Below are 21,068 nucleotides of genomic sequence, written 5' to 3'. Positions count from 1 at the left end.
TGGCGCCATGCCCACGGGCAAAGTGAAGTGGTACGACACGGCCAAGGGCTTCGGCTTCCTCAGCCGCGACGAGGGGGAGGACGTCTTCGTGCGTGCCGACGCGCTGCCCGAGGGCGTCACGGCGCTCAAGGCCGGTGCCCGCGTCGAGTTCGGCATCGTCCAGGGCAACCGCGGCGACCAGGCCCTGCAGGTGCGCCTGCTCGAGCCGGTCACGTCGGTGTCCCGCTCGCAGTCGCAGGCCCGTCGCAAGGACCCCGAGGCGATGGCCGTCATCGTCGAGGACCTCATCCGCATGCTCGACACGGTCGGCGAGGGCTACCGTCACGGCCGTCACCCCGACGCCAAGAAGGCCAAGCCCGTCGCGCAGGTGCTGCGGGCCGTGGCCACCGAGCTCGAGCTCTGACCCCGGCCGCCGAGCGCGGCTAGAGCGGCTGGGTGTCGTCCGGCCGAGGACGTTCCACGAACGTCGGCAGGTCGAGGTCGGGCGGCACGGGGGTCGAAGGGGCCGACGGCGCCGGCACGCGGTCGGGCCTGCGCGCCTGCGTGACGACCAGCGCGAGCCAGCCGATCAGCAGCGCCCCGATCACGAGCAGCCCGACCTGCGGCGATGCGTCGAGGCTGAACAGGCCGATGCCGAGCAGGCCGCCGATGACCCAGCCGAGCTGCAGCAGGGTCTCGGACCGCGCGAACATGCTGGTGCGGACGCGCTCGGGCACGTCGCGCTGGATCATCGCGTCGAGGCTGAGCTTGCCCAGCGACTGGCAGATGCCGACCGTCAGGCCCAGGATCACGGCGGTCCACCACGTGAAGAACACGCCGACCGTGGCGAGCACCCCCACGTCGAGCACCAGCACGAAGATCACGACCTGCTCGGGCCGCCGCGTGCTCGCGGCCGAGCCGATGAGCGTGCCGATCGTGTTGCCGGCCCCGGCGCCGCCGACGACCAGGCCCAGCAGGATCGTGGCGTTGTAGTCCCAGCCCATCGAGGCGGGTGGCTCGCGCAGCGTGAACGCCATGAAGATCGTCAGGAAGCCCGACAGCAGCCGCAGGCCCGCGTTGCTGCGCAGCCCGTTGACGACCGAGCGCGTGATCGTCAGCCCCTTGCGCACCGTGGTCTCGCTGGGGTTGACGAGGTCGACGGGCTCCTCGCCCTCGCTCGAGTCGACCTTGGCAGGCAGCAGGATCGCCAGGACCGTGCCGACCGCGAACAGCAGGGCCGCGTACCGCAGGGCCCACTCGGCGCCGAGCAGGGCGGCACCGCCGGCCAGGGGGGCGGAGATCGCGGCGGCGGCGGTGCCGGTCAGCGAGATGCGCGAGTTGCCCTTGACGAGCGTGAACGTGTCGGGGAGCAGGCGGGGGACGGCCGACGCCCTCGTGACGCCGTACGCCTTGGACGCCACGAGGCAGCCCAGGGCCGCGACGTAGAACGCCGGCGGAGGCGTCGAGTCGGCGACGGCCCCGGCCAGCACCCAGCAGCAGAAGGCGCGCAGCGCCAGCGTCGCGCCGATGGCCCAGCGGCGTCCGCGACGGAAGCGGTCGAGGAACGGGCCGATCAGCGGCGCGACGATCGCGAACGGCAGCATCGTGACGGCCAGGAACAGGGCGACCTGGCCGGTCGCCTCACCCGTCGGCACCGTGAAGAACAGGGTGCCCGCGAGCGAGATCGCGACGGCCGCGTCGCCCGCGGTGTTGAAGGCGTGCAGCTCGAGCAGCCGCGAGAAGCCGCTCTCACCCGCGCCCCCGGAGTGGGTGAACCGGCGTGCGCCGCTGAAGGCCGTGGTGCCGCCCTTGGCGACGACCCGCGCGGTGCCGCGCGACGCCGTGCGCGTGGCCCGGGCCGCTCGGCTCCAGCGCGATGGGGGAGGGGTCGGCGGCGTCCGGTCGCCGCCGAACGCGGGATCGGTGGCGTGGTCGTACGGCCAGTCGCGCTCCTCCATGCTCCTCATCCTGCCGCACCCCACCGCGTCGTGCGGTGCACCCTGCCACGACGCGCGCGGCATCGTGGGCGACAATGGGTCAATGCCTCTCGATGACCAGCTCGCAGCAGCCGTCGACGTCGCCCGCGCGGCCCTCGGCGAGTCGGCCGACGCCTCCGCGGTCGGCGACCACGCGGGTGTCGAGGCCGATGCCGAGCTGCTGGTCTCGCACCGCTTCACGTGCCTCAAGCCCGGATATCGCGGCTGGTACTGGTCGGTCAGCGTCTCGCGGGCGCCCGACAGCGACCACGTCACGGTCAACGACGTCGTGCTGCTGCCCGGCGACGAGGCCATCACGGCCCCGGCGTGGACGCCCTACCGCGACCGCATCCGTCCGGGCGACCTGAGCCCCGGCGACGTGCTGCCTCCCGACGAGGACGACATCCGCCTCGTCCCGTCGTGGTCGGCGGGCGACGGCGACGAGCAGACCGACGACCGCTTCTTCGCCCGCGAGGTCGGCCTGGGCCGCGAGTGGGTGCTCTCGATCGAGGGCCGCGAGCTGGCCGCCGAGCGCTGGCAGGAGGGCGAGCAGGGTCCGGACGCGCCGATCGCCCAGCAGGCGTCCGGCGTGTGCCACTCGTGCGGCTTCATGGTCAGCCTGGCCGGGCCCCTGTCCGAGCGGTTCGGCGTCTGCGCCAACGGCAAGGCCAACGACGACGGCCGGGTCGTGTCGTTCGACCACGGCTGCGGCGCGCACTCCGGCGCGCGCCTGAGCCGGTCGGCCGGCGCGCAGAAGCTGCCCGACCCGGTCTTCGACACCCTGACGCGCGACCAGGTCGACGGCCTCTGACCGCGTCCTGCGCGGTGTGACCCACCGCCCCTCGTGAGACCGCTCACGAGGGGCGGTGTTTTGTTGCGCGATGCATGCATCCGACGTATGGTTGCAGCATGCAACTAGGTAACCCGACGTCCGTCGACACGTCGCCCTCCGTCGTCCCCGCTCCTCCCGTCGCCCGCACGGACGCCGACGAGCCGAGCCACCGCGAGATCATGGAGGTGCTGTTCGGCCTGCTCGCGGCCCTGTTCACCGCGATCCTGAGCAGCACGATCGTGTCGAACGCGCTGCCGACGATCATCGCCGACCTCGACGGCTCGCAGACCCAGTACACGTGGGTCGTGACGGCGTCGCTGCTCGCGATGACGGTGTCGACACCGATCTGGGGCAAGCTCTCCGACCTCATGAACAAGAAGACCCTGGTGCAGATCTCGATCGTGATCTTCGTGATCGGGTCGATGCTCGCCGGGCTGTCGCGCAACCTGCCCGAGCTCATCTCGATGCGCGTCGTGCAGGGCATCGCGATGGGCGGCCTGACCGCCAACGCGCAGTCGATCATCGGCTCGATCATCCCGCCGCGCCAGCGCGGTCGCTACAGCGGCTACATGGGCGCCACGATGGCCGTCGCGACCGTCAGCGGACCGCTGCTGGGCGGGCTCATCGTCGACACCCCGGGCCTCGGGTGGCGCTGGACGTTCTTCGTGTGCGTCCCGCTGGCCGTCATCAGCCTGATCGTGCTGCAGAAGTACCTGCACATCGCGACGATCCGCCGCAAGGTCGACTTCGACTACGCGGGTGCCGTGCTGATCGCGATCGCCGCGAGCCTGCCGCTGCTGTGGGTCACGTTCGCGGGCGACTCGTTCGCGTGGCTGTCGTGGCAGACCGCGGCGTTCCTGGGCGGCACCGTCGTCGCGGCGCTGCTGGTCGTGCGGGTCGAGCTGCGACACCCCGAGCCGCTGCTGCCGATCGCGGTCGTCCGCGAGCGCACCACGGCCCTGGCGATCATCGGCAGCGTCGCCGTCGGCATCGCGATGTTCGGCGGCTCGGTGTTCATCGGCCAGTACTTCCAGGTCGCCGGTGGTCGCACCCCGACCCAGGCCGGCCTGCTCACGATCCCGTTGATGGTCGGCTCGCTCGTCGGCACGCTCGTGTCGGGGCAGCTCATCACCCGCTTCGGCCGCTGGAAGCGCTTCCTGGTCATCGGGTCGGTCTCGCTGATCATCGGCATGGGGCTGCTCTCGACGATCAGCCACACGACGCCCGAGTGGCACGCGATGGTCTTCATCGCCTTCGTCGGCGTCGGCATGGGCATGCTGCTGCAGAACTACGTCCTCGCGGTGCAGAACACCGTCGACGTCTCGCAGGTCGGCGCGTCGAGCGCGACGGTCGCCTTCTTCCGCTCGCTCGGCGGCGCGGTGGGCGTCTCGGTGCTCGGTGCGATCCTGGCCGCGCAGGTCAAGGACGACGTCACGTCCAAGCTGTCGGCGCTGGGCGTCGACACCGCGGGTGGCAGCGGCTCGCTGCTCGACGTCAAGAGCCTGCCCCCGCAGGTCGCCGAGATCGTGCGCGCGGCCTACGGCGACGCGACCGGGACGATCTTCGGTGTCGCGGCCGTCGTCGCGGTGCTGAGCCTCGTCGCGGCGCTGCTGATCAAGGAGGTGCCCCTGCGCACCACGGTCAGGAAGGCGTCCGACGACGTCCAGGCCTGAGGCTGGGCGTGGGCCGGCGTCAGTCGACCTTGCGGCGGCGGCCGGGCTGCATGCGCAGGGCGTTGCGGCGGCGGCGGCAGTACTCGATGCCGATCAGGCCCAGGCCGAAGCCCGCGACCGCCGTCCACAGCCACCACGTGCGGCCCTCGGCGTCGAGGGTGCCGAGGAACGGCAGGAGCGCGATGGCCGTGACGCCCCACACGATCGTGCCGACCGTCATGGTGCGGACGCCGTCGACGTCCATCGGCTCGACCTCGGCGACGCGGTGCGTCGTGCGGCCGATCTCGAGCTCGGTGACGTCGGGGCGGCCGAACTCGTGCCGCCGCGCGGCGCGCTCGAGGCGGGCGATCTCGCGATGACCCATCTTGCGCTCGATCGTCTCGGGCCCGTCGCCCTGCTGGATGACCCAGTCGTCCTGATCGCTCACGTGACCACCGTACCCGCCCGGATCGTGAGCGTCGTCGCCTCCTGTCATGCTGATCTGCAATGAATCCGCGTCATCGCCGGCTGCTGATCCCCGGCCTGCTCCTCGCCCTGCTCGTCGTCGTGCTCATCAGCTCGGTGGCGAACCGGTCCGACGCGGCCGAGGCGGGGCCACAGACCGTCAGCACGCTGTCCGACGGGCGCATCAACGAGTCCAGCGGCCTGGTGGTCAGCCCCGACGACCCCGACCGCGCCTACACGATCAACGACTCCGGCGGGGCTCCCGTCGTCTACGCCGTCTCGATCTCGACGGGCCGCACGCTGGGCGCCGCGACGATCGACGCCGACCTCGTCGACACCGAGGCCCTCTCGATCGACCCCGACGGCACGCTCTGGATCGCCGACACCGGTGACAACCGCGGTGACCGCACCGATGCGGCGCTGTACTCCCTCCCCGAGATCGCGGACGGCACGACGTCGGTCACGGCCGAGCGGTACCCCGTCACGTACCCCGGCGGGTCCATCGACGTCGAGGCGCTCGCGATCGACCCGACGTCCGGCGCGAAGTACCTGATCAGCAAGGGGTTGTTCGGCGGCACGGTCTTCCGACTGCCCGTCGACCTCGCACAGGACCGACCCAACCAGCCCGAGACCCTGGCCGGCGACGTGCCCGGTCTCGTGACCGATGCCGCGTTCACGCCCGACGGACGCCACGTCGTGGCCCGCGACTACTCCGAGGCGTACGTCCTCGACCCCGTGACGTGGCAGATCGAGGCGTCGTCCGAGCTGCCGCCCGTCGACCAGGGCGAGACGCTCGCGATGGAGGCGGGTGGACGGTCGTACCTGATCGGCAGCGAGGGCACGGCGTCGCCGCTGATCCGCGTGCCGTTCACGCCGCCCGCCGCCGGCGGCGACGCGACCGACGGACCGAGCGCCGCACCGACCGAGGCGACCCCGGGACGCACCGGCACCGCGGTGCCGCCCGACGGCGGCGGGTTCGCCGGCGCCACGTGGTTCTGGGGCTTCGTCGTGGTCGCGCTGCTCGCGGCGATCAGTGGTGCCATGACCACGAAACGGCGCTGACACGACACGGTTGCGCCGCGGAGACACGCATCTGGCATGCTGCCTCCTCGGACCCGTCTCACGGCGAGCGGGCCGGCCGTGACGGGAGCCCCATGACCACGACGCTGGAGCAGTACTTCAAGATCTCGCAGCGCGGGTCGACGATCGGCCGCGAGGTGCGCGGTGGCGTCGTGACGTTCCTGACGATGGCCTACATCATCGTGCTGAACCCCGTCATCCTCGCGGGCGTCGCAGACGTGGACGGAAACTTCCTGGGCGGCGGGTCGGAGCCCGGCTCGGGCTTCGCGACGATCGCGGTCTGCACGGCTCTCGTCGCCGGTCTGCTGACGATCCTGATGGGCGTCGTCGCGAACTTCCCGCTCGCGCTGGCGACCGGCCTGGGGCTCAACGCCTTCGTGGCCTTCTCGGTCGCGAGCCAGATGACCTGGGCCGATGCGATGGGCCTCGTCGTGCTCGAGGGCATCATCATTCTGCTGCTGGTGCTGACCGGATTCCGCAAGGCCGTCTTCGACGCCGTCCCGCGTCAGCTCAAGACCGCGATTGCGGTCGGCATCGGCCTGTTCATCACGATCATCGGCTTCGTCGACGCAGGCTTCGTCCGGACCACCGGCAACGCCGCCCCGCCGATCGGCCTGGGCATCGGCGGGAGCCTGTCGGGCTGGCCCGTCCTGGTGTTCTGCATCGGCCTGCTGATCATGATCGGCCTGCACGCACGCGGCGTCCCCGGCGCGATCCTGATCGGCATTGTGGCCACGACGGTGCTGGCCGGCATCGTGCAGGCCCTGACCGACACCCCCGCCAGCGGCGGTGACCCGACGTCCAAGGGCTGGAACCTCAACGTCCCGTCGTGGCCCGACAGCCTCGTGCAGAAGCCCGACTTCTCGCTGCTGGGCGAGTTCTCGCTGTTCGGCTCGTTCGAGCGCGTGGGCTTCGTGACGGCCGCGCTGCTGGTCTTCACCCTCCTGCTGGCCGACTTCTTCGACACCATGGGCACCATGACGGCGATCGGCGCCGAGGCCGGCCTGAACGACGCCGACGGCTCACCCGAGGGCGCTCAGCGCATCCTCGTGGTCGACTCCATCGCCGCGATGGCCGGTGGAGCCGCGGGCGTCTCGTCCAACACGTCGTACATCGAATCGGCCTCCGGCGTCGGCGACGGCGCGCGCACGGGCCTGGCGTCGGTCGTCACCGGCCTGCTGTTCCTGCTGTCGACGTTCTTCGCGCCGCTGGTCGAGCACATCCCCAGCGAGGCGGCGGTGCCGGCGCTCGTGCTCGTCGGCTTCCTGATGATGAGCCAGGTCAAGAACATCGACTGGGACGACGTCGAGGTCGCGATCCCGGCGTTCCTGACGATCGCGGTCATGCCGTTCACGTACTCGATCACGGCCGGCATCGGCGCGGGCTTCATCGCCTACGTCGTCATCAAGGTCGTCAAGGGCAAGGTCGCGGCGGTGCACCCGCTGCTGTGGGTCATCGGCGTGCTGTTCGTGATCTACTTCGCGATCGACCCGATCTCCCGCTGGCTCAGCTGACGAGGGGGTTGCGGCCCGTCGGGGAGGGGCTTGCGGCCCCTTCGCCGGGACGTGGATACCGTGGGGCATGCGCATCGCACTCGGAGACAAGGTCCCCCACGTCGCTGACGGAGCATGGGTGGCGCCCACCGCGACGCTCGCCGGCTCGGTCGTGATCGAGGAGGGCGCCAGCATCTGGTACGGCGCCGTCCTGCGCGCCGACAACGAGCCGATCACGATCGGCCGCCGCAGCAACGTCCAGGACAACTGCGTCTTCCACGTCGACCAGGGCAAGCCCGTGATCCTCGGCGAGGGCGTCTCGGTGGGTCACGGGGCCGTCGTGCACGGCGCCACGGTCGGGGACCACGTGCTGATCGGCATGAGCGCGACCGTCATGAACGGGGCCGTCATCGGCGACGAGGTGCTCGTGGCCGCCGGTGCGCTCGTCACCGAGGGCATGGTCGTGCCGCCCCGCTCGCTCGTGGCCGGCGTCCCGGCCAAGGTGCGCCGCGAGCTGACCGACGCCGAGATCGCGAAGCTGCACACCAATGCCGAGATCTACGAGGGGCACCGCGAGCTCCACCGGGGCGGCGAGATCCAGGAGCGCTAGCGACTGGCATCGAGTCGCGCCAGCGCAGCGTGAGCGTCTCGCGGCGAAGCCGCCGGCCTGCGAGGCGTGGTGAGCGATCAGGATCGAGCGGAGCGATCCCGACCGCCTGCGTCAGAGGTGGTCGACGACCCAGTCGATCGAGCGGGTCAGCTGCGTGACGTCGTCGGGGTCGATCGCCGGGAACGTCGCGACCCGCAGCTGGTTGCGGCCCAGCCCGCGGTAGCTGTCGACGTCGACGACGCCGTTCTCGCGCAGGGCCGCCGTGACGGCGCCCTGGTCGACGCCCGCGAGGTCGATCGTGCCGACGACCAGCGACCGCTCGGCCGGCGCCGTGACGAACGGCGACGCGTACGTCGACGTCTCGGCCCACTCGTAGAGGCGTCGCGACGAGTCGGCGGTGCGGCCGACGGCCCAGTCGAGACCGCCCTGCGCCAGCATCCACTGCAGCTGCTGGTCCATCAGGAACAGCGTCGCGAGCGCGGGCGTGTTGTACGTCTGGTTCTTGCGCGAGTTGTCGATCGCCGACGGCAGGTCGAGGAAGCCGGGGATGTGCCGTCCGCCGGCCTTGACGCGCTCGGCGCGGTCGATCGCGGCCGGTGACATCAGGGCCACCCAGATGCCGCCGTCGGACGCGAAGCCCTTCTGGGGCGCGAAGTAGTAGACGTCGGTCTCGCTGACGTCGACGGGCAGGCCGCCCGCGCCGGACGTCGCGTCGACCAGCACCAGCGCGCCGTCGTCGATGTCGTGGGGCCGCGCGACGGGCGTCATGACGCCCGTCGACGTCTCGTTGTGGGCCCAGGCGTAGACGTCGACGCCGCGGGTCGCGTGGGGGAGCGGGTGCGTCGACGGATCGGTCTCGAGGATCTCGGGCTCGTCGACGAACGGCGCCTTCTGCACCGCGGTCGCGAACTTGCGCGAGAACTCGCCGTGCACGAGGTGCTGCGAGCGGCGCTCGACCAGGCCGAACGTCGCGGCGTCGAAGAAGGCGTGCGAGCCGCCGACGCCGAGCACGACCTCGTAGCCGTCGGGCAGCGAGAACAGCTCGCCGAGCCCCTCGCGCAGGCTGCCGACCAGGTTCCTGACCGGCGCCTGGCGGTGCGACGTGCCCATCAGCGACGTGCCCGTCGCCGCGAGGGCGTCGAGCGCCTCGACGCGGATCTTGGACGGACCGGACCCGAAACGTCCGTCGCGGGGCAGGAGCTCGGCGGGGATCTTCACGCCCCCAGTCTCTCAGGACGCCCACACCGTACGGTTGAGGGCGTGTGGACATGGGTGGACGGGGCCGAGGACGTCGTCGTCGAGGGCGGGTTCGCCGTCGGGGACGACGTCGCGTGGCCCGTCCTGACGACCGACTTCGACGAGCTCCTGCCGCAGCTGCCCGAGGGCCTGGCGGACGAGGTCGAGATCGTGAGCGCCGTCGACGACGACGGCGACGGCGAGGCCGCCGGCACGATCGTCCGCATCGTCATGCTGACCGGACGTCGCCGCACCGCGGCGAGCGAGATCACGGCGACACCGGCCGAGCACGTGCAGGTGCTCGACATGGCGGGCTTCCTCGTCGAGCTCGCCCCCGACGCGTAACGCATCCGTCACATTCGTCACATTGGGTGGCCGAGGTCACAAGGTGTTCGTACGATGCCCCACATGGCATCTGACCCCGCGACGAGCTCAGGGACACCGGCGACGATCGAGGTTCCCCTCTCGGAGGGCCTCGAGCACACGCAGGACGAGTGGGAGGCGGCGACCGCCGCGGTGCTCCGCACGTCGCGCCGGCTCACCGACGACGCCGACGACGGCGACGTGTGGGCCACGCTGGCCACGACGACCCTCGACGGCATCTCCGTCACGCCGCTCGGCACGCCGGCCCTGTCGGCCGACCTGGGCGACGGCGGGCTGCCCGGCCAGGCGCCGTTCACCCGCGGCGCGACCGCGACCCGCGAGCTCGACGGGTGGGACGTCCGCGCCTGGTTCACCGATCCCGACGTCGAGCGCACGGCCCGCGACGTCGTGACCGACCTCGAGAACGGCGTCAACTCGCTGTGGATCTCGGCCGGCACGGGCGGAGTGCCGATCGACGCGCTCGCCACGGTGCTCGAGCCGGTGTTCGTCGACCTCGCCGCCGTCACGCTCGACGCGCCGTTCGAACCGCTCGAGGCGGCCCGCGCCCTCGCGGCGGTCATCGCCGACAAGGGCGTCGCGGCGGCCCCGGGCACGAGCTTCGGCGCCGACCCGATCGGCGCGGCCTTCCGCGGTCGTGGCGTCGTCGACTTCGACGCGACGGTCGAGATCGCGCACCTCGCGCAGCCCCTGGGGGTGCGTGCCCTCACGGTCGACGCCACCGCCGTGCACGACGCCGGCGCGTCCGACGTCCAGGAGCTCGCCTACTCGCTCGCGGCCGGCGCCCAGTACCTGCGCCTGCTGGTCGAGGCCGGTCTCGACGTCGAGCAGGCCGCGGCGCTGATCGACTTCCGCTACGCCGCGACCGACGAGCAGTTCCCGACGATCGCCAAGCTGCGAGCCGCCCGCCGGCTCTGGAACCGCGTCGCCGAGCTCAGCGGGGTCACGACCGCCGCGGCCGGGCAGCTCCAGCACGCCGTCACGTCGCGGCCCATGATGTCGCGCTACGACCCCTACGTGAACATGCTGCGCACGACGGTCGCCTCGTTCGCCGCCGGCACGGGTGGCGCCGCCGCCGTCACGGTGCTGCCGTTCGACGAGCCGCTGGGCCTGCCCGAGCCGTTCAGCCGCCGCATCGCCCGCAACACCTCGAGCCTGCTGATCAGCGAGTCGCACGTCGCCGCGGTGACCGACCCGGCCGGCGGCTCCCACGCCGTCGAGAAGCTCACCGACGACCTCGCCCGCGCGGCCTGGGAGCTGTTCGGCGAGATCGACGCGACGCCGAGCCTCGAGGCGGCCCTAGACCTGCTGCGGGGCCGCATCGAGCAGACCGTGTCCGACCGCGCCCTCGCGATCGCCCGTCGGAAGCGACCGATCACGGGCGTCTCGGAGTTCCCGCAGGTCGCCGAGACCCTGCCCGACCGCCGCCCCTACGACCGTCCGCTCGAGGTCCACCGCTATGCCGGCGAGTTCGAGGCGCTGCGCGACGAGCCCGCCGCCGCGCCCGTGTTCCTCGCGTCGATGGGCACCGTCGCGGCGTTCACGGCCCGCTCGACGTTCGCCGCGAACCTGCTGGCCGCCGGAGGCGTCGAGACCGTCGTGGCGGGGCCCAGCGAGGGCGTCGACGACGTGCTCGCGGCGTACTCGTCCGCGGGCAGCCCCGCGGTCGTCTGCCTGGTCGGCAACGACAAGGGCTACGACGCGTGGGGCGCCGAGCTCGTCGCCGCGCTGCGCGACGCCGGTGCCCGCCACGTCGTCCTGGCCGGCACGGCCGACGTCGGGGCCGACACGACCATCGCGGTGGGTGTCGATGCGCTGGCCTTCCTCCGCTCGATCCGACAGGAGATCGCATGACGATCCCGCACAGCTTCCAGGGGCTCCCGCTCGATCCCGAGCAGCCCCACGAGCCCGATCCCGAGACGTACGCGAGGGCCACCGACGGCGCCGAGCCGTGGGCCTCGCCCGAGGGCATCGACGTCGAGGGTCTCTACACGCCCGCCGACCTCGAGGGCCTCGACGGCCTCGACACGTACCCGGGCCTGACGCCGTTCCTGCGCGGCCCGTACCCCGCGATGTACACGACGCAGCCGTGGACGATCCGGCAGTACGCGGGCTTCTCGACCGCCGAGGAGTCCAATGCGTTCTACCGCCGCAACCTCGCGGCGGGCCAGAAGGGCCTGTCGGTCGCCTTCGACCTCGCGACGCACCGCGGCTACGACTCCGACAACCCGCGCGTCGTCGGCGACGTCGGCATGGCGGGCGTCGCGATCGACTCGATCTACGACACCCGCAAGCTCTTCGAGGGCATCCCGCTCGACGAGATGAGCGTGTCGATGACGATGAACGGCGCCGTGCTGCCGGTGCTGGCGCTCTACATCGTCGCGGCCGAGGAGCAGGGCGTGCCGCCCGAGAAGCTCTCGGGGACCATCCAGAACGACATCCTCAAGGAGTTCATGGTCCGCAACACCTACATCTACCCGCCGGCGCCGTCGATGCGGATCATCTCCGACATCTTCGCGTACACGGCGCAGAAGATGCCGCGGTTCAACTCGATCTCGATCTCGGGCTACCACATCCAGGAGGCCGGGGCGACGAATGACCTCGAGCTGGCCTACACGCTGGCCGACGGCGTCGAGTACATCCGCGCGGGCCTCGACGTCGGCCTCGACATCGACGCGTTCGCCCCCCGCCTGAGCTTCTTCTGGGCGATCGGCATGAACTTCTACATGGAGGTCGCCAAGCTGCGCGCCGCCCGCGCCCTGTGGGCCCGGCTCGTCGCCGACTTCGACCCGAAGAACCCCAAGAGCCTGAGCCTGCGCACGCACAGCCAGACGTCCGGCTGGTCGTTGACCGCGCAGGACGTGTTCAACAACGTCGGTCGCACCGCGATCGAGGCGATGGCGGCGACGCAGGGTCACACGCAGTCGCTGCACACCAACGCGCTCGACGAGGCCATCGCGCTGCCGACCGACTTCAGCGCGCGCATCGCCCGCAACACCCAGCTGCTGCTGCAGCAGGAGTCGGGCACGACCGACGTCATCGACCCGTGGGGCGGCTCGTACTACGTCGAGCGGCTGACGCACGACCTCGCGAACCGTGCCTGGGCGCACATCCAGGAGGTCGAGAAGGCCGGCGGCATGTCGAAGGCCATCGAGGCGGGCATCCCCAAGATGCGCATCGAGGAGGCGGCCGCGCGCACGCAGGCCCGCATCGACTCGGGGCAGCAGGCCGTCATCGGCGTCAACACGTACCGGCTGGCCGACGAGGACGCGCTCGACGTGCTGAAGGTCGACAACAAGGCGGTCTACGCCTCGCAGATCGCCAAGCTCGAGCGCCTGCGCGCCGAGCGCGACCAGGCCGAGGTCGACGCGGCCCTCGAGGCCCTGACCCGCAGCGCCGCCAAGGGGTCGGCGAGCGACGGGTCGCTCGACGACAACCTGCTCCACCTCGCCGTCGCGGCGGCCAGGGCCAAGGCGACGGTCGGCGAGATCTCCGACGCCCTCGAGAAGGTCTACGGGCGCCACCAGGCCGTCATCCGTACGATCTCAGGTGTGTACCGCACCGAGGCCGGCCAGGCCGGCAACGTCGCCCAGGTCATCGAGGCGACCGAGGAGTTCGAGAGGGCCGAGGGCCGCCGCCCGCGCATCCTGGTCGCGAAGATGGGCCAGGACGGTCACGACCGCGGCCAGAAGGTCATCGTGACGGCCTTCGCCGACATGGGCTTCGACGTCGACGTCGGCCCGCTGTTCTCGACGCCCGAGGAGGTCGCCCAGCAGGCGATCGACGCCGACGTCCACATCGTGGGCGTGTCGTCGCTCGCGGCCGGGCACCTGACGCTGCTGCCGGCGCTCAAGGAGTCGCTGGCCGAGCTCGGACGTCCCGACATCATGATCGTCATCGGCGGCGTCATCCCGCCCGACGACGTCCCGACGCTGCTCGAGATGGGCGCCGCGGCGGTCTTCCCGCCCGGCACCGTGATCGCCGACTCGGCGCTCGACCTGCTCGACAAGCTGCGCACGACGCTCGCCCCGTGACGGGGGCGGTCTGATGGTCGACGTCCAGGAGCTGGCGGACGATCTGCGGGTCGGCCGGCGGGCGTCGATCTCGCGCGCCATCACGTTGGTCGAGTCGCGGCGGGACGACCACCGGGCCGAGGCGCGCGAGCTGCTGGGCCTGCTGACCGAGTCCGCGGGCGGCGCGATCCGCGTCGGCATCTCGGGCGTGCCGGGTGTCGGCAAGTCGACGTTCATCGAGGCGCTCGGCACGCACCTGATCGACGAGGGCCACCGCGTCGGCGTGCTCGCGGTCGATCCGTCGAGCGTCCGCACCGGCGGCTCGGTGCTGGGCGACAAGACGCGCATGTCGAAGCTCGCGGTCAGTCCCGACGCGTTCATCCGGCCGTCGCCCAGCGCCGGCACGCTCGGCGGCGTCGCGCGGGCCACGAGTCAGGCCATGACGGTGCTCGAGGCGGCGGGGTTCGACGTCGTCCTGGTCGAGACGGTCGGGGTCGGCCAGTCCGAGATCACGGTCGCCGGCATGGTCGACACGTTCCTGTTCCTGACGATCGCGCGCACGGGCGACCAGCTGCAGGGCATCAAGAAGGGGATCCTCGAGATCGCCGACGTCATCGCGGTCAACAAGGCCGACGGCGACCGTGCGCAGGAGGCCCATGCGACGTCCAAGGACCTCGCGGGTGCGCTGCGCATGGTCTACGCCGGCACGCAGGACTGGGTGCCGCCGGTGCTGACCTGCTCGGCGCTCGAGGGCACGGGCATCGACACGGTCTGGAACCGCGTCGTGCGGCACCGCGAGTTCATGGGCGCCAAGGGGCTGCGCGAGAAGCGGGCCCAGCAGCAGCTCGACTTCACGTGGGCGCTGGTGCGCGACGAGCTCGACCAGCGGCTGCGCAACGACCCGGCCGTCGCCTCGGTGCGGGCCGAGATCCGCGAGGCGGTGCTGTCGGGCGAGATGCCCGCAGCGACCGCCGCCGACCGGATCCTCGAGGCCTACGACTCCTGACGCTGCGCCGCGGCCAGGGCGTCGCGCAGGCCGGCGGCGGTCAGCCGGGGACCGTAGCCGGGGGTGTCGGTCTCGATGCGCCAGCTCTCGGCCAGCGGGCCGAGGTCGACGACGTCGAAGCCGATCTGGTCGATCAGGCCCGCAACGGTCGCCTTGGCCTGCTCGTCGTCGCCGGCGATGGCGAGGGCGCGACGGTCGTCGGTGCCGCCGGGCTGGGCGTGCTCGGTGATGTCGGCGGCCGCGATGTGGTTGAACGCCTTGACGACGTGCGAGCCGGGCAGGCGGTCCTGCAGCAGCTGCGAGCTCGTGGTCGACCCGTCGTCGAGGACGTCGATGTGCCCGTCGCGCTGCGGGTAGTAGTTGTTGGTGTCGATCACGACCTTGCCCTCGAGGGGCTCGACCGGCACGGTGTCGATGGCCTTGAGCGGGATCGTCACGACGACGAGGTCGCCGGCGGCGGCCGCCTCGGCCGGGGTGGCCGCGGAGGCGAGCTCGCCGAGCTCGGCGACGAGGTCGGCGAGGGTCTCGGGCCCCCGCGAGTTGCTGAGGACGACGTGGTGTCCGTGAGCCGTCGCCGCGCGGGCGACCTGGGAGCCGATGAGGCCTGATCCGATGAGTCCGATGGTGGTCATGAGCGGTTCAACGCCCCTGTGGCCGGAGTCATTCCTGGCGAGTTGTGCCGATGGCCGGGCAGCGTGACAGGATCGTCCGGTGAAGCGATCCGTGACGTCCCACCTCGAGCTCTACCTGCACGGCGAGGCCGACCTGATCCTGTCGGTCGCGGTCGCCGAGGGGGCCGACGCCGACGAGACGTTGACGATCACCTCGAACGGCTCCCCGATCGAGGCGCACGAGGTCGCGGGACGCCACGGCACGCGTCTGCACCGCCTCGTGGGCCCTCCCGGCCCGATGGTCATCGACTACGCCGCCGAGGTCACGGGACAGGCCGATCCGATCGGCACGGAGGAGCTCGACATCATCGAGTACCGCCGGCCAAGCCGGTACTGCGAGTCCGACACGCTCTTCCCGACCGCCAAGTCGGAGTTCTCGGGTGTCGAGGGCAAGGAGCTGCTCGACGCCGTGAGCTCGTGGGTCGGCGACCGGCTCTCGTACGTCTCCGGCGCGAGCCAGCCGACCGACGGCGCCGTCGCCACGATGCTGGCGCGCGCCGGCGTCTGCCGCGACTACGCGCACCTCGTGGTGGCCCTGCTGCGCGCGCTCGACGTGCCGGCGCGTCTCGCCTCGGTCTACGCACCGGGCCTGTTCCCGATGGACTTCCACGCCGTCGCCGAGGCGCACGTCGAGGGCGAGTGGCACGTCGTCGACGCGACGGCGCTGGCCCCGCGCAGCTCGCTCGTGCGCATCGCGACGGGCCAGGACGCGTCCGAGACGGCGTTCCTGTCGCAGCACGGCGCGGCCGTCGACCTGCGGTGGATGAAGGTCACGGCCGTCGTCGACGAGCTGCCGACCGACGACCTGACCCGGCTCGTCGCGCTGCGCTGACCGACGTCGTCCGACGGGACTAGGCGGCCATAGTCCTAAATAACTAGTCACGACGCGAAAGTCAAGACTGCACTTGCCGTCGAGAGTTCGCTACTGTCTTTCTCAGAGGCACCGACGCGAAGGCGTCGTGGGGCCGGCCGTCTCGGGGGGATGGCCGGCCCCCTCTCACGTCCGGGCCGGTGGGCCCCGACGGTGCGGCGGTCCCCGGGCCGTCCGCGTCCTTGCGTAGGGTGCTGGACATGTCGCCGAGGAACCGCCTGCGCGGTGTCGCACGGAAGGCCCGAGAGGTCGTCACCTCCCCCGAGGGCGAGGGCGCCGGCGATGGCCCGCTCGACTCGTGGCTGTTCGACGCCTGGTACTACCGGCTGCAGACGACCGAGCGCCTCGAGACGCCCGCTGCGGCGCTCGAGCACTACGTGACGCACGGTGCCGCAGCCGGGCTGCTGCCCAATCCGCTGACCGACGTCGGCGCGACCGGCCTCAGGGCGGACGAGGTCGTGGCGGCGGTGCTCGACGGATCGGCCCGGACGTTCCCCGTGCGCGCGGTGCTCGACGACCTCGGGCTGGTGGCCCTCGCGCCGGCCGCGGCCGACCACCCCGGCGGACCGGTCGGTCTCTACCTGCAGCACGCGCACGCCGGCGCTCCCGTGCCGATGCTCGGCCGCCGGTCGTGGAGGCGCTTCGTGCACCTGCGGGGCCAGCAGGCGACGGCGCTCGACACGATCCTGGCCGCGGGGGTGCTGGACCGGCCGTACTACGAGGCCCTGGCGGGGCGCACGTTCGCCGACGACCGGGCGGCGGTCTGGCACTTCCTGGAGGAGGGGGAGTCGCTGGCCCTGTCGCCGTCCCCGCTGTACGAGCGCGCCTGGTACCGCAGCAAGGCGGGCATCCGCATGCCGATGACGCTGATGCACCTCCTGCGCACGGGGCAGGTCGCCGGTGCCGCGGGACCGCACTTCGACGGTGCGACCTACCTCGCGCGCGTCCCGGAGGCGGCCGGGCACCCCGGGGGAGCGATGGGGCACTTCCTCGCGCGGGCCGCCGCTGACGGGACGGTCCTCACGGTGCCGGAACCCGGCTCGGACGTCGAGCCCGTCGCGTTCGACGACCTCCGGGCGCTCATGACGCGCACCGCCGCGGAGGCCGGACGTCAGCGGGCGCTGCTGCGTCCGCCGCCGTCGACCACGGCCCGCTGGTACCTGGCGGCCGCGCGACCGCAGGTGGTCGCATCGACCGACGCCGTCGCGATGCTCGCCGATGCGCGCGAGTGGGGCAGGGAGCTGCCCGACACGCTCGCGACCGTCCTGGCGCAGGAGCACACCGCGTGGACGCTGCGTGTCGCGGTCGACGAGGGCGCGCCGGTGCCGGCGCCGCTGGGCGACCTCGCCGAGGCCGACGCGCGGGTCGTCCTCGTGCCCACCGCCTCCCGGTCGTGGGCCGAGAGGGCCGCCGACGTGCTGGCGACCGTCCACGAGCCCCGGGTGGCGGTGTGGCAGCCGCAGGAGTCGTGGTCGCCGCTGCTGCTGGGCGCCCTGCTGACCGCCGCCGCTGCCGCACCCCGGCAGATCGTCCACGGCGCGGCCGTCGACGAGGCCACGGGACGGTGGTGGGCCGAGCTGCCCGGCCGCGAGGCCCTGCTCTGGGACGTCCCGCGCTCCCTGGCGGGTGTCCTCGCCCCGACGGACCTCCTGCGGGCCACCGTCCCGCGCGCCGAGGCCGACGACCGGTGGGACTGGGACGTCCTGCTGCGCCACGACGCACCGGCGCTGTTCGTGCCGTTCGTCGGCGTGCGCGGCGACCACCTCGGCGAGCGGCCGCTCGGCCCGGGCCGGAGCCCGACCCACGAGCAGGTCGTGCGCGACGCCGAGCGGCCGCCTGCCGCGGACCGTCCGCGAGTCCCCGGGCGCGTGTCGGTGCTGATGACGATGCGCGGCGACCGGCACCGCACGCGGCGGGCGGTCGACGCGGCCCTCGCGCAGGCGGGGGAGCGCGACCTCGAGGTCGTCGTGGTCGACGACGCCTCCGACCGCGAGCTGTCGGCGGTCCTGACGTCGGTGTACGCCGGCGACGACCGCGTGACGGTGCTGCGCGTCCCCGCCCCGTCACACGGCTCCGTGACGGCCAACCGCGCCCTCGCGGCGTCGACGGGTGAGGTCGTCGTTCTGCTCGACCCCGACGTCGAGGTGCACGACGGCTGGCTCGAGCCGCTCGTCGACGCCGTGTCGACCCCGGGCGTGCTCGCGGCGCAGTCGCTGCTCGTCACGGCCGACGACACGATCCGATCGGCGGGCCTGGTCTCCGCGGGGCCTCACGTCGTCCCGGTGCACCTGCTGGCGTCCCACCCGCTGTCCGACCTGCCGTCCGGCGACGTCGTGCCCGATGCCGTGAGCTCCGTGAGCCTGGCCCTGCGTGCCGACGACCTCGTGGCGGTCGGGGGGCTCGACCCGACGTTCGGCGACCTCGCCGACGTCGACCTGTCGCTGCGGCTCACGGCCGGGGCACCGGGCCGCCTCGTCACCGCGACGGCCTCGCGCGTCAGCCGCCGGGCGCGCTCGCCGCTGGCCGGCCCGTCCGAGCCCGACCAGCTGCGTCTGCTCGACCGCTGGGGCGGGCGCCTGCCGGCGGCCCGCACCGACGCCTGGGAGCGGGCGGGGCTCGTCGTCGACGGCTTCCGTCCCGGTCCGGGCGCACCGCTGAGCCGCCGCCGCACGACGAGCTCGCCGGTGCTGCGACGGCCCGCGCGGGTCGTCGGGTCCGGGCCCGGCGCGGGTCTGCCGTGCCTGCGGTGGGCCGTCAAGATCGCGGCGCAGGGCGGTCCGAGCGGCGACACGTGGGGCGACACCCACTTCGCCGACGATCTCGTCCGGGGGCTGCGGGCGTGGGGTCAGGAGGCCTTCGTCGACCGCCGCGGCGCCCACCAGCGTCCGGCGTCCGACCACCTCGACGACGTGACGCTGACGCTGCGGGGACGCTGGCCGGCCGTGTCGCAGCCCGGTGCGACCAACGTCCTGTGGGTCATCAGCCACCCCGACGAGGTGCCGCCCGACGAGCTGACGCAGGGCTTCGACCTGGTCTACTCGGCGGGCAGGGCGTGGGCCGAGCAGACAAGCGCGGCGACGTCGCGCGAGGTGCGGACGCTGCTGCAGGCGACCGACGTCTCACGGTTCTCGCCCGACGGCGAGGCGACGGCCGGGCTCGGCACGCTCTTCGTGGGTCGCACCCGCAAGGTCATGCGCCCCGTCGTCGGCGACGCGGTGGCAGTGGGCGCCGACCTGACGATCTACGGCGACGGGTGGGACCGCTTCATCGACCCCGCCCTGGTCGCGTCCGACCACCTCGACAACGCCGCGGTGCCGGCGGCCTACCGCGGCGCCCGCATCGTCCTCAACGACCACTGGGCCGACATGGCCCGTCTCGGCTTCTACTCGAACCGGCTGTTCGACGCGGTGGCGTCGGGCGCCCGGGTCGTCAGCGACCCCGTCGAGGGGATCGAGGACGTGCTGGGGCCGTCGGTGCGCACGTACGCCGACCGCGACGAGCTCGCGGCGCTGCTCGACCCCGCGTCGACGCGGTGGCCCGATGCCGCGACCCTCGCGGCCAATGCGGCGCGGGTCGCGGCCGAGCACTCGTTCGAGGCACGGGCACGCGTGCTGCTGGCGGACGTGCTCGACGCCCGGGGGGTCGAGCACGACCTCTGACCGGCCGGGGGCCGGACGGTCAGGCGTTGGCCCAGTCGGGGTTCCAGCCCTCGACCTCGTCGGCCCCGCGCGAGGCAGGTCCGGTGTAGATCGCGGAGGGACGGATCAGGCGTCCGGTGCGCTTCTGCTCGAGGATGTGCGCGCTCCAGCCGGCCGTGCGGGCCGAGGTGAACATCGCAGTGAACATGTGCGGCGGGATCTCGGCGTAGTCGAGGACGATCGCGGCCCAGAACTCGACGTTGGTCTCGAGGACGCGGTCGGGACGACGCTCCTTGAGCTCCTTGAGCGCGGCCTCCTCGAGCGCGATCGCGACCTCGGCGCGAGGCGCGTTGAGCTCCTTGGCGGTGCGACGCAGCGTGCGGGCGCGGGGGTCCTGCGCCCGGTAGACGCGGTGGCCGAAGCCCATCAGGCGCTCGCCGGCGTCGAGCAGGTCCTTGACGTACTTGGTCGCGTCGCCGGACTTCTCGACCTCCTCGATCATGGTCAGCACGCGGGCCGGGGCGCCGCCGTGCAGCGGGCCCGACATCGCGCCGACGGCACCCGACAGGGCGGCGGCGGCATCGGCACCGGTCGAGGCGATGACGCGCGCCGTGAACGTGGACGCGTTCATGCCGTGCTCGGCGGCCGAGACCCAGTACGCGTCGATGGCCTTGGCGTGATCGGGGTTGACCTCGCCGCGCCAGCGCGTCAGGAAGCGCTCGGTGATCGTGCCGGCCTTGTCGACCTCGCTCTGCGGGACGAACGGCTGGCCCACGCCGCGGGCGGCCTGCGCGACGTACGACAGCACCATGACGGCGGCGCGTGCGAGGTCGTCGCGGGCCTGGACGTCGTCGATGTCGTACAGCTGCTTCATGCCCCACGCGGGCGCGGTCAGCGCGATGGCGCTCTGCACGTCGGCGCGGATGTCGCCCGAGTGGACGGGGATCGGGAACGGCTCCGCGGGCGGCAGGCCGGGCTCGTACGTCCCGTCGACCAGCAGGCCCCAGATCTTCTCGAAGGGGACGCGGCCGACGAGGTCGTCGATGTCGACGCCGCGGTAGCGAAGTGCGGACCCTTCCTTGTCGGGTTCGGCGATCTCGCTCTCGAACGCGATGACGCCTTCCAGTCCGTGATGCACTTCAGTCATGCATGGCATTGTGCCTTG

The 21,068-nt window shown here is 72.4% G+C and carries 16 protein-coding genes and 1 pseudogene; 12 read left to right on the top strand and 5 right to left on the bottom strand.

All coding sequences use genetic code 11. The features are described 5' to 3' along the window. Nucleotides 1-7: 7 nt before the first annotated feature. On the top strand, nt 8-403 hold the full coding sequence (locus IFT73_RS07240) for a cold-shock protein (protein WP_192167057.1): 396 nt from the start codon (nt 8-10) through the stop codon (nt 401-403). Between the two features lie 19 nt (nt 404-422). Here the strand turns inward: IFT73_RS07240 and IFT73_RS07235 are convergent, their stop codons facing one another. Next, a complete protein-coding gene (locus IFT73_RS07235) occupies nt 423-1,937 on the bottom strand; it encodes an MFS transporter (protein ID WP_244633143.1) in 1,515 nt (504 codons plus the stop codon). Between the two features lie 82 nt (nt 1,938-2,019). Between IFT73_RS07235 and IFT73_RS07230 the strand changes: the two genes are divergently transcribed. After that, nucleotides 2,020-2,766: a DUF3027 domain-containing protein gene (locus IFT73_RS07230; protein WP_056612228.1), complete on the top strand. Its 747-nt coding sequence runs from the start codon at nt 2,020-2,022 to the stop codon at nt 2,764-2,766. Between the two features lie 98 nt (nt 2,767-2,864). Further along, nucleotides 2,865-4,460, top strand: a complete 1,596-nt coding sequence (locus tag IFT73_RS07225) for an MDR family MFS transporter (protein ID WP_192167055.1) — start codon at nt 2,865-2,867, stop codon at nt 4,458-4,460. Between the two features lie 19 nt (nt 4,461-4,479). On the opposite strand, the gene IFT73_RS19535 is transcribed toward IFT73_RS07225, so the two are convergent. Continuing rightward, on the bottom strand, nt 4,480-4,887 hold the full coding sequence (locus tag IFT73_RS19535; protein WP_235502120.1) for a DUF2530 domain-containing protein: 408 nt from the start codon (nt 4,885-4,887) through the stop codon (nt 4,480-4,482). Between the two features lie 59 nt (nt 4,888-4,946). Between IFT73_RS19535 and IFT73_RS07215 the strand changes: the two genes are divergently transcribed. From IFT73_RS07215 to IFT73_RS07205, 3 genes are all read left to right on the top strand, one after another. Continuing rightward, nucleotides 4,947-5,966 carry a hypothetical protein gene (locus IFT73_RS07215; protein WP_192167054.1) on the top strand — a complete coding sequence of 340 codons (1,020 nt, stop codon included), beginning with the start codon at nt 4,947-4,949 and terminating at the stop codon, nt 5,964-5,966. A gap of 92 nt (nt 5,967-6,058) precedes the next feature. Next, the gene (locus tag IFT73_RS07210; RefSeq protein WP_192167053.1) at nt 6,059-7,498 is read left to right on the top strand and encodes an NCS2 family permease; all 1,440 of its coding nucleotides are present in this window, start codon (nt 6,059-6,061) and stop codon (nt 7,496-7,498) included. 67 nt (nt 7,499-7,565) lie between these two features. Further along, a complete protein-coding gene (locus IFT73_RS07205; RefSeq protein WP_192167052.1) occupies nt 7,566-8,087 on the top strand; it encodes a gamma carbonic anhydrase family protein in 522 nt (173 codons plus the stop codon). 111 nt (nt 8,088-8,198) lie between these two features. Here IFT73_RS07205 and serC read toward each other — a convergent pair whose 3' ends face one another. Further along, the gene (serC, locus tag IFT73_RS07200; RefSeq protein ID WP_192167051.1) at nt 8,199-9,305 is read right to left on the bottom strand and encodes a phosphoserine transaminase; all 1,107 of its coding nucleotides are present in this window, start codon (nt 9,303-9,305) and stop codon (nt 8,199-8,201) included. Nucleotides 9,306-9,347: 42 nt separating this feature from the next. On the opposite strand from serC, the gene IFT73_RS07195 reads away from it, so the two are divergent. The 4 genes from IFT73_RS07195 (at nt 9,348) to meaB (ending at nt 14,723) form a co-directional block, all read left to right on the top strand. After that, complete coding sequence (locus IFT73_RS07195; protein WP_192167050.1) at nt 9,348-9,668, top strand: hypothetical protein; 321 nt, start codon at nt 9,348-9,350, stop codon at nt 9,666-9,668. Nucleotides 9,669-9,731: 63 nt separating this feature from the next. After that, nucleotides 9,732-11,558, top strand: a complete 1,827-nt coding sequence (locus tag IFT73_RS07190) for a methylmalonyl-CoA mutase family protein (protein WP_192167049.1) — start codon at nt 9,732-9,734, stop codon at nt 11,556-11,558. Beyond that, nucleotides 11,555-13,738 (top strand): methylmalonyl-CoA mutase, encoded by a 2,184-nt coding sequence (scpA, locus tag IFT73_RS07185; protein WP_192167048.1) that lies wholly within the window; start codon nt 11,555-11,557, stop codon nt 13,736-13,738. The genes IFT73_RS07190 and scpA overlap by 4 nt, the downstream gene beginning before the upstream one ends. Nucleotides 13,739-13,751: 13 nt before the next feature. Continuing rightward, entirely contained in the window at nt 13,752-14,723 is a 972-nt protein-coding gene (gene meaB, locus IFT73_RS07180) for a methylmalonyl Co-A mutase-associated GTPase MeaB (protein WP_192167047.1), read from the top strand. Here meaB and IFT73_RS07175 read toward each other — a convergent pair. Next, nucleotides 14,711-15,376 (bottom strand): annotated as a pseudogene (locus IFT73_RS07175) (NADPH-dependent F420 reductase); the annotation flags it as partial. The gene meaB and the pseudogene IFT73_RS07175 sit on opposite strands and share 13 nt — an antisense overlap. Nucleotides 15,377-15,434: 58 nt before the next feature. On the opposite strand from IFT73_RS07175, the gene IFT73_RS07170 reads away from it, so the two are divergent. Further along, nucleotides 15,435-16,226 (top strand): transglutaminase family protein, encoded by a 792-nt coding sequence (locus tag IFT73_RS07170; protein WP_192167045.1) that lies wholly within the window; start codon nt 15,435-15,437, stop codon nt 16,224-16,226. Between the two features lie 239 nt (nt 16,227-16,465). Next, nucleotides 16,466-19,924, top strand: a complete 3,459-nt coding sequence (locus tag IFT73_RS07165) for a glycosyltransferase (RefSeq protein WP_192167044.1) — start codon at nt 16,466-16,468, stop codon at nt 19,922-19,924. 19 nt (nt 19,925-19,943) lie between these two features. Here the strand turns inward: IFT73_RS07165 and IFT73_RS07160 are convergent, their stop codons facing one another. Then, nucleotides 19,944-21,050, bottom strand: a complete 1,107-nt coding sequence (locus tag IFT73_RS07160; protein ID WP_056612267.1) for a citrate synthase 2 — start codon at nt 21,048-21,050, stop codon at nt 19,944-19,946. Nucleotides 21,051-21,068: the final 18 nt, after the last annotated feature.

The organism is Aeromicrobium sp. CFBP 8757 (assembly GCF_014841755.1).
Classification (GTDB): domain Bacteria; phylum Actinomycetota; class Actinomycetes; order Propionibacteriales; family Nocardioidaceae; genus Aeromicrobium.
This window is presented reverse-complemented; position numbering and strand designations above follow the sequence as displayed.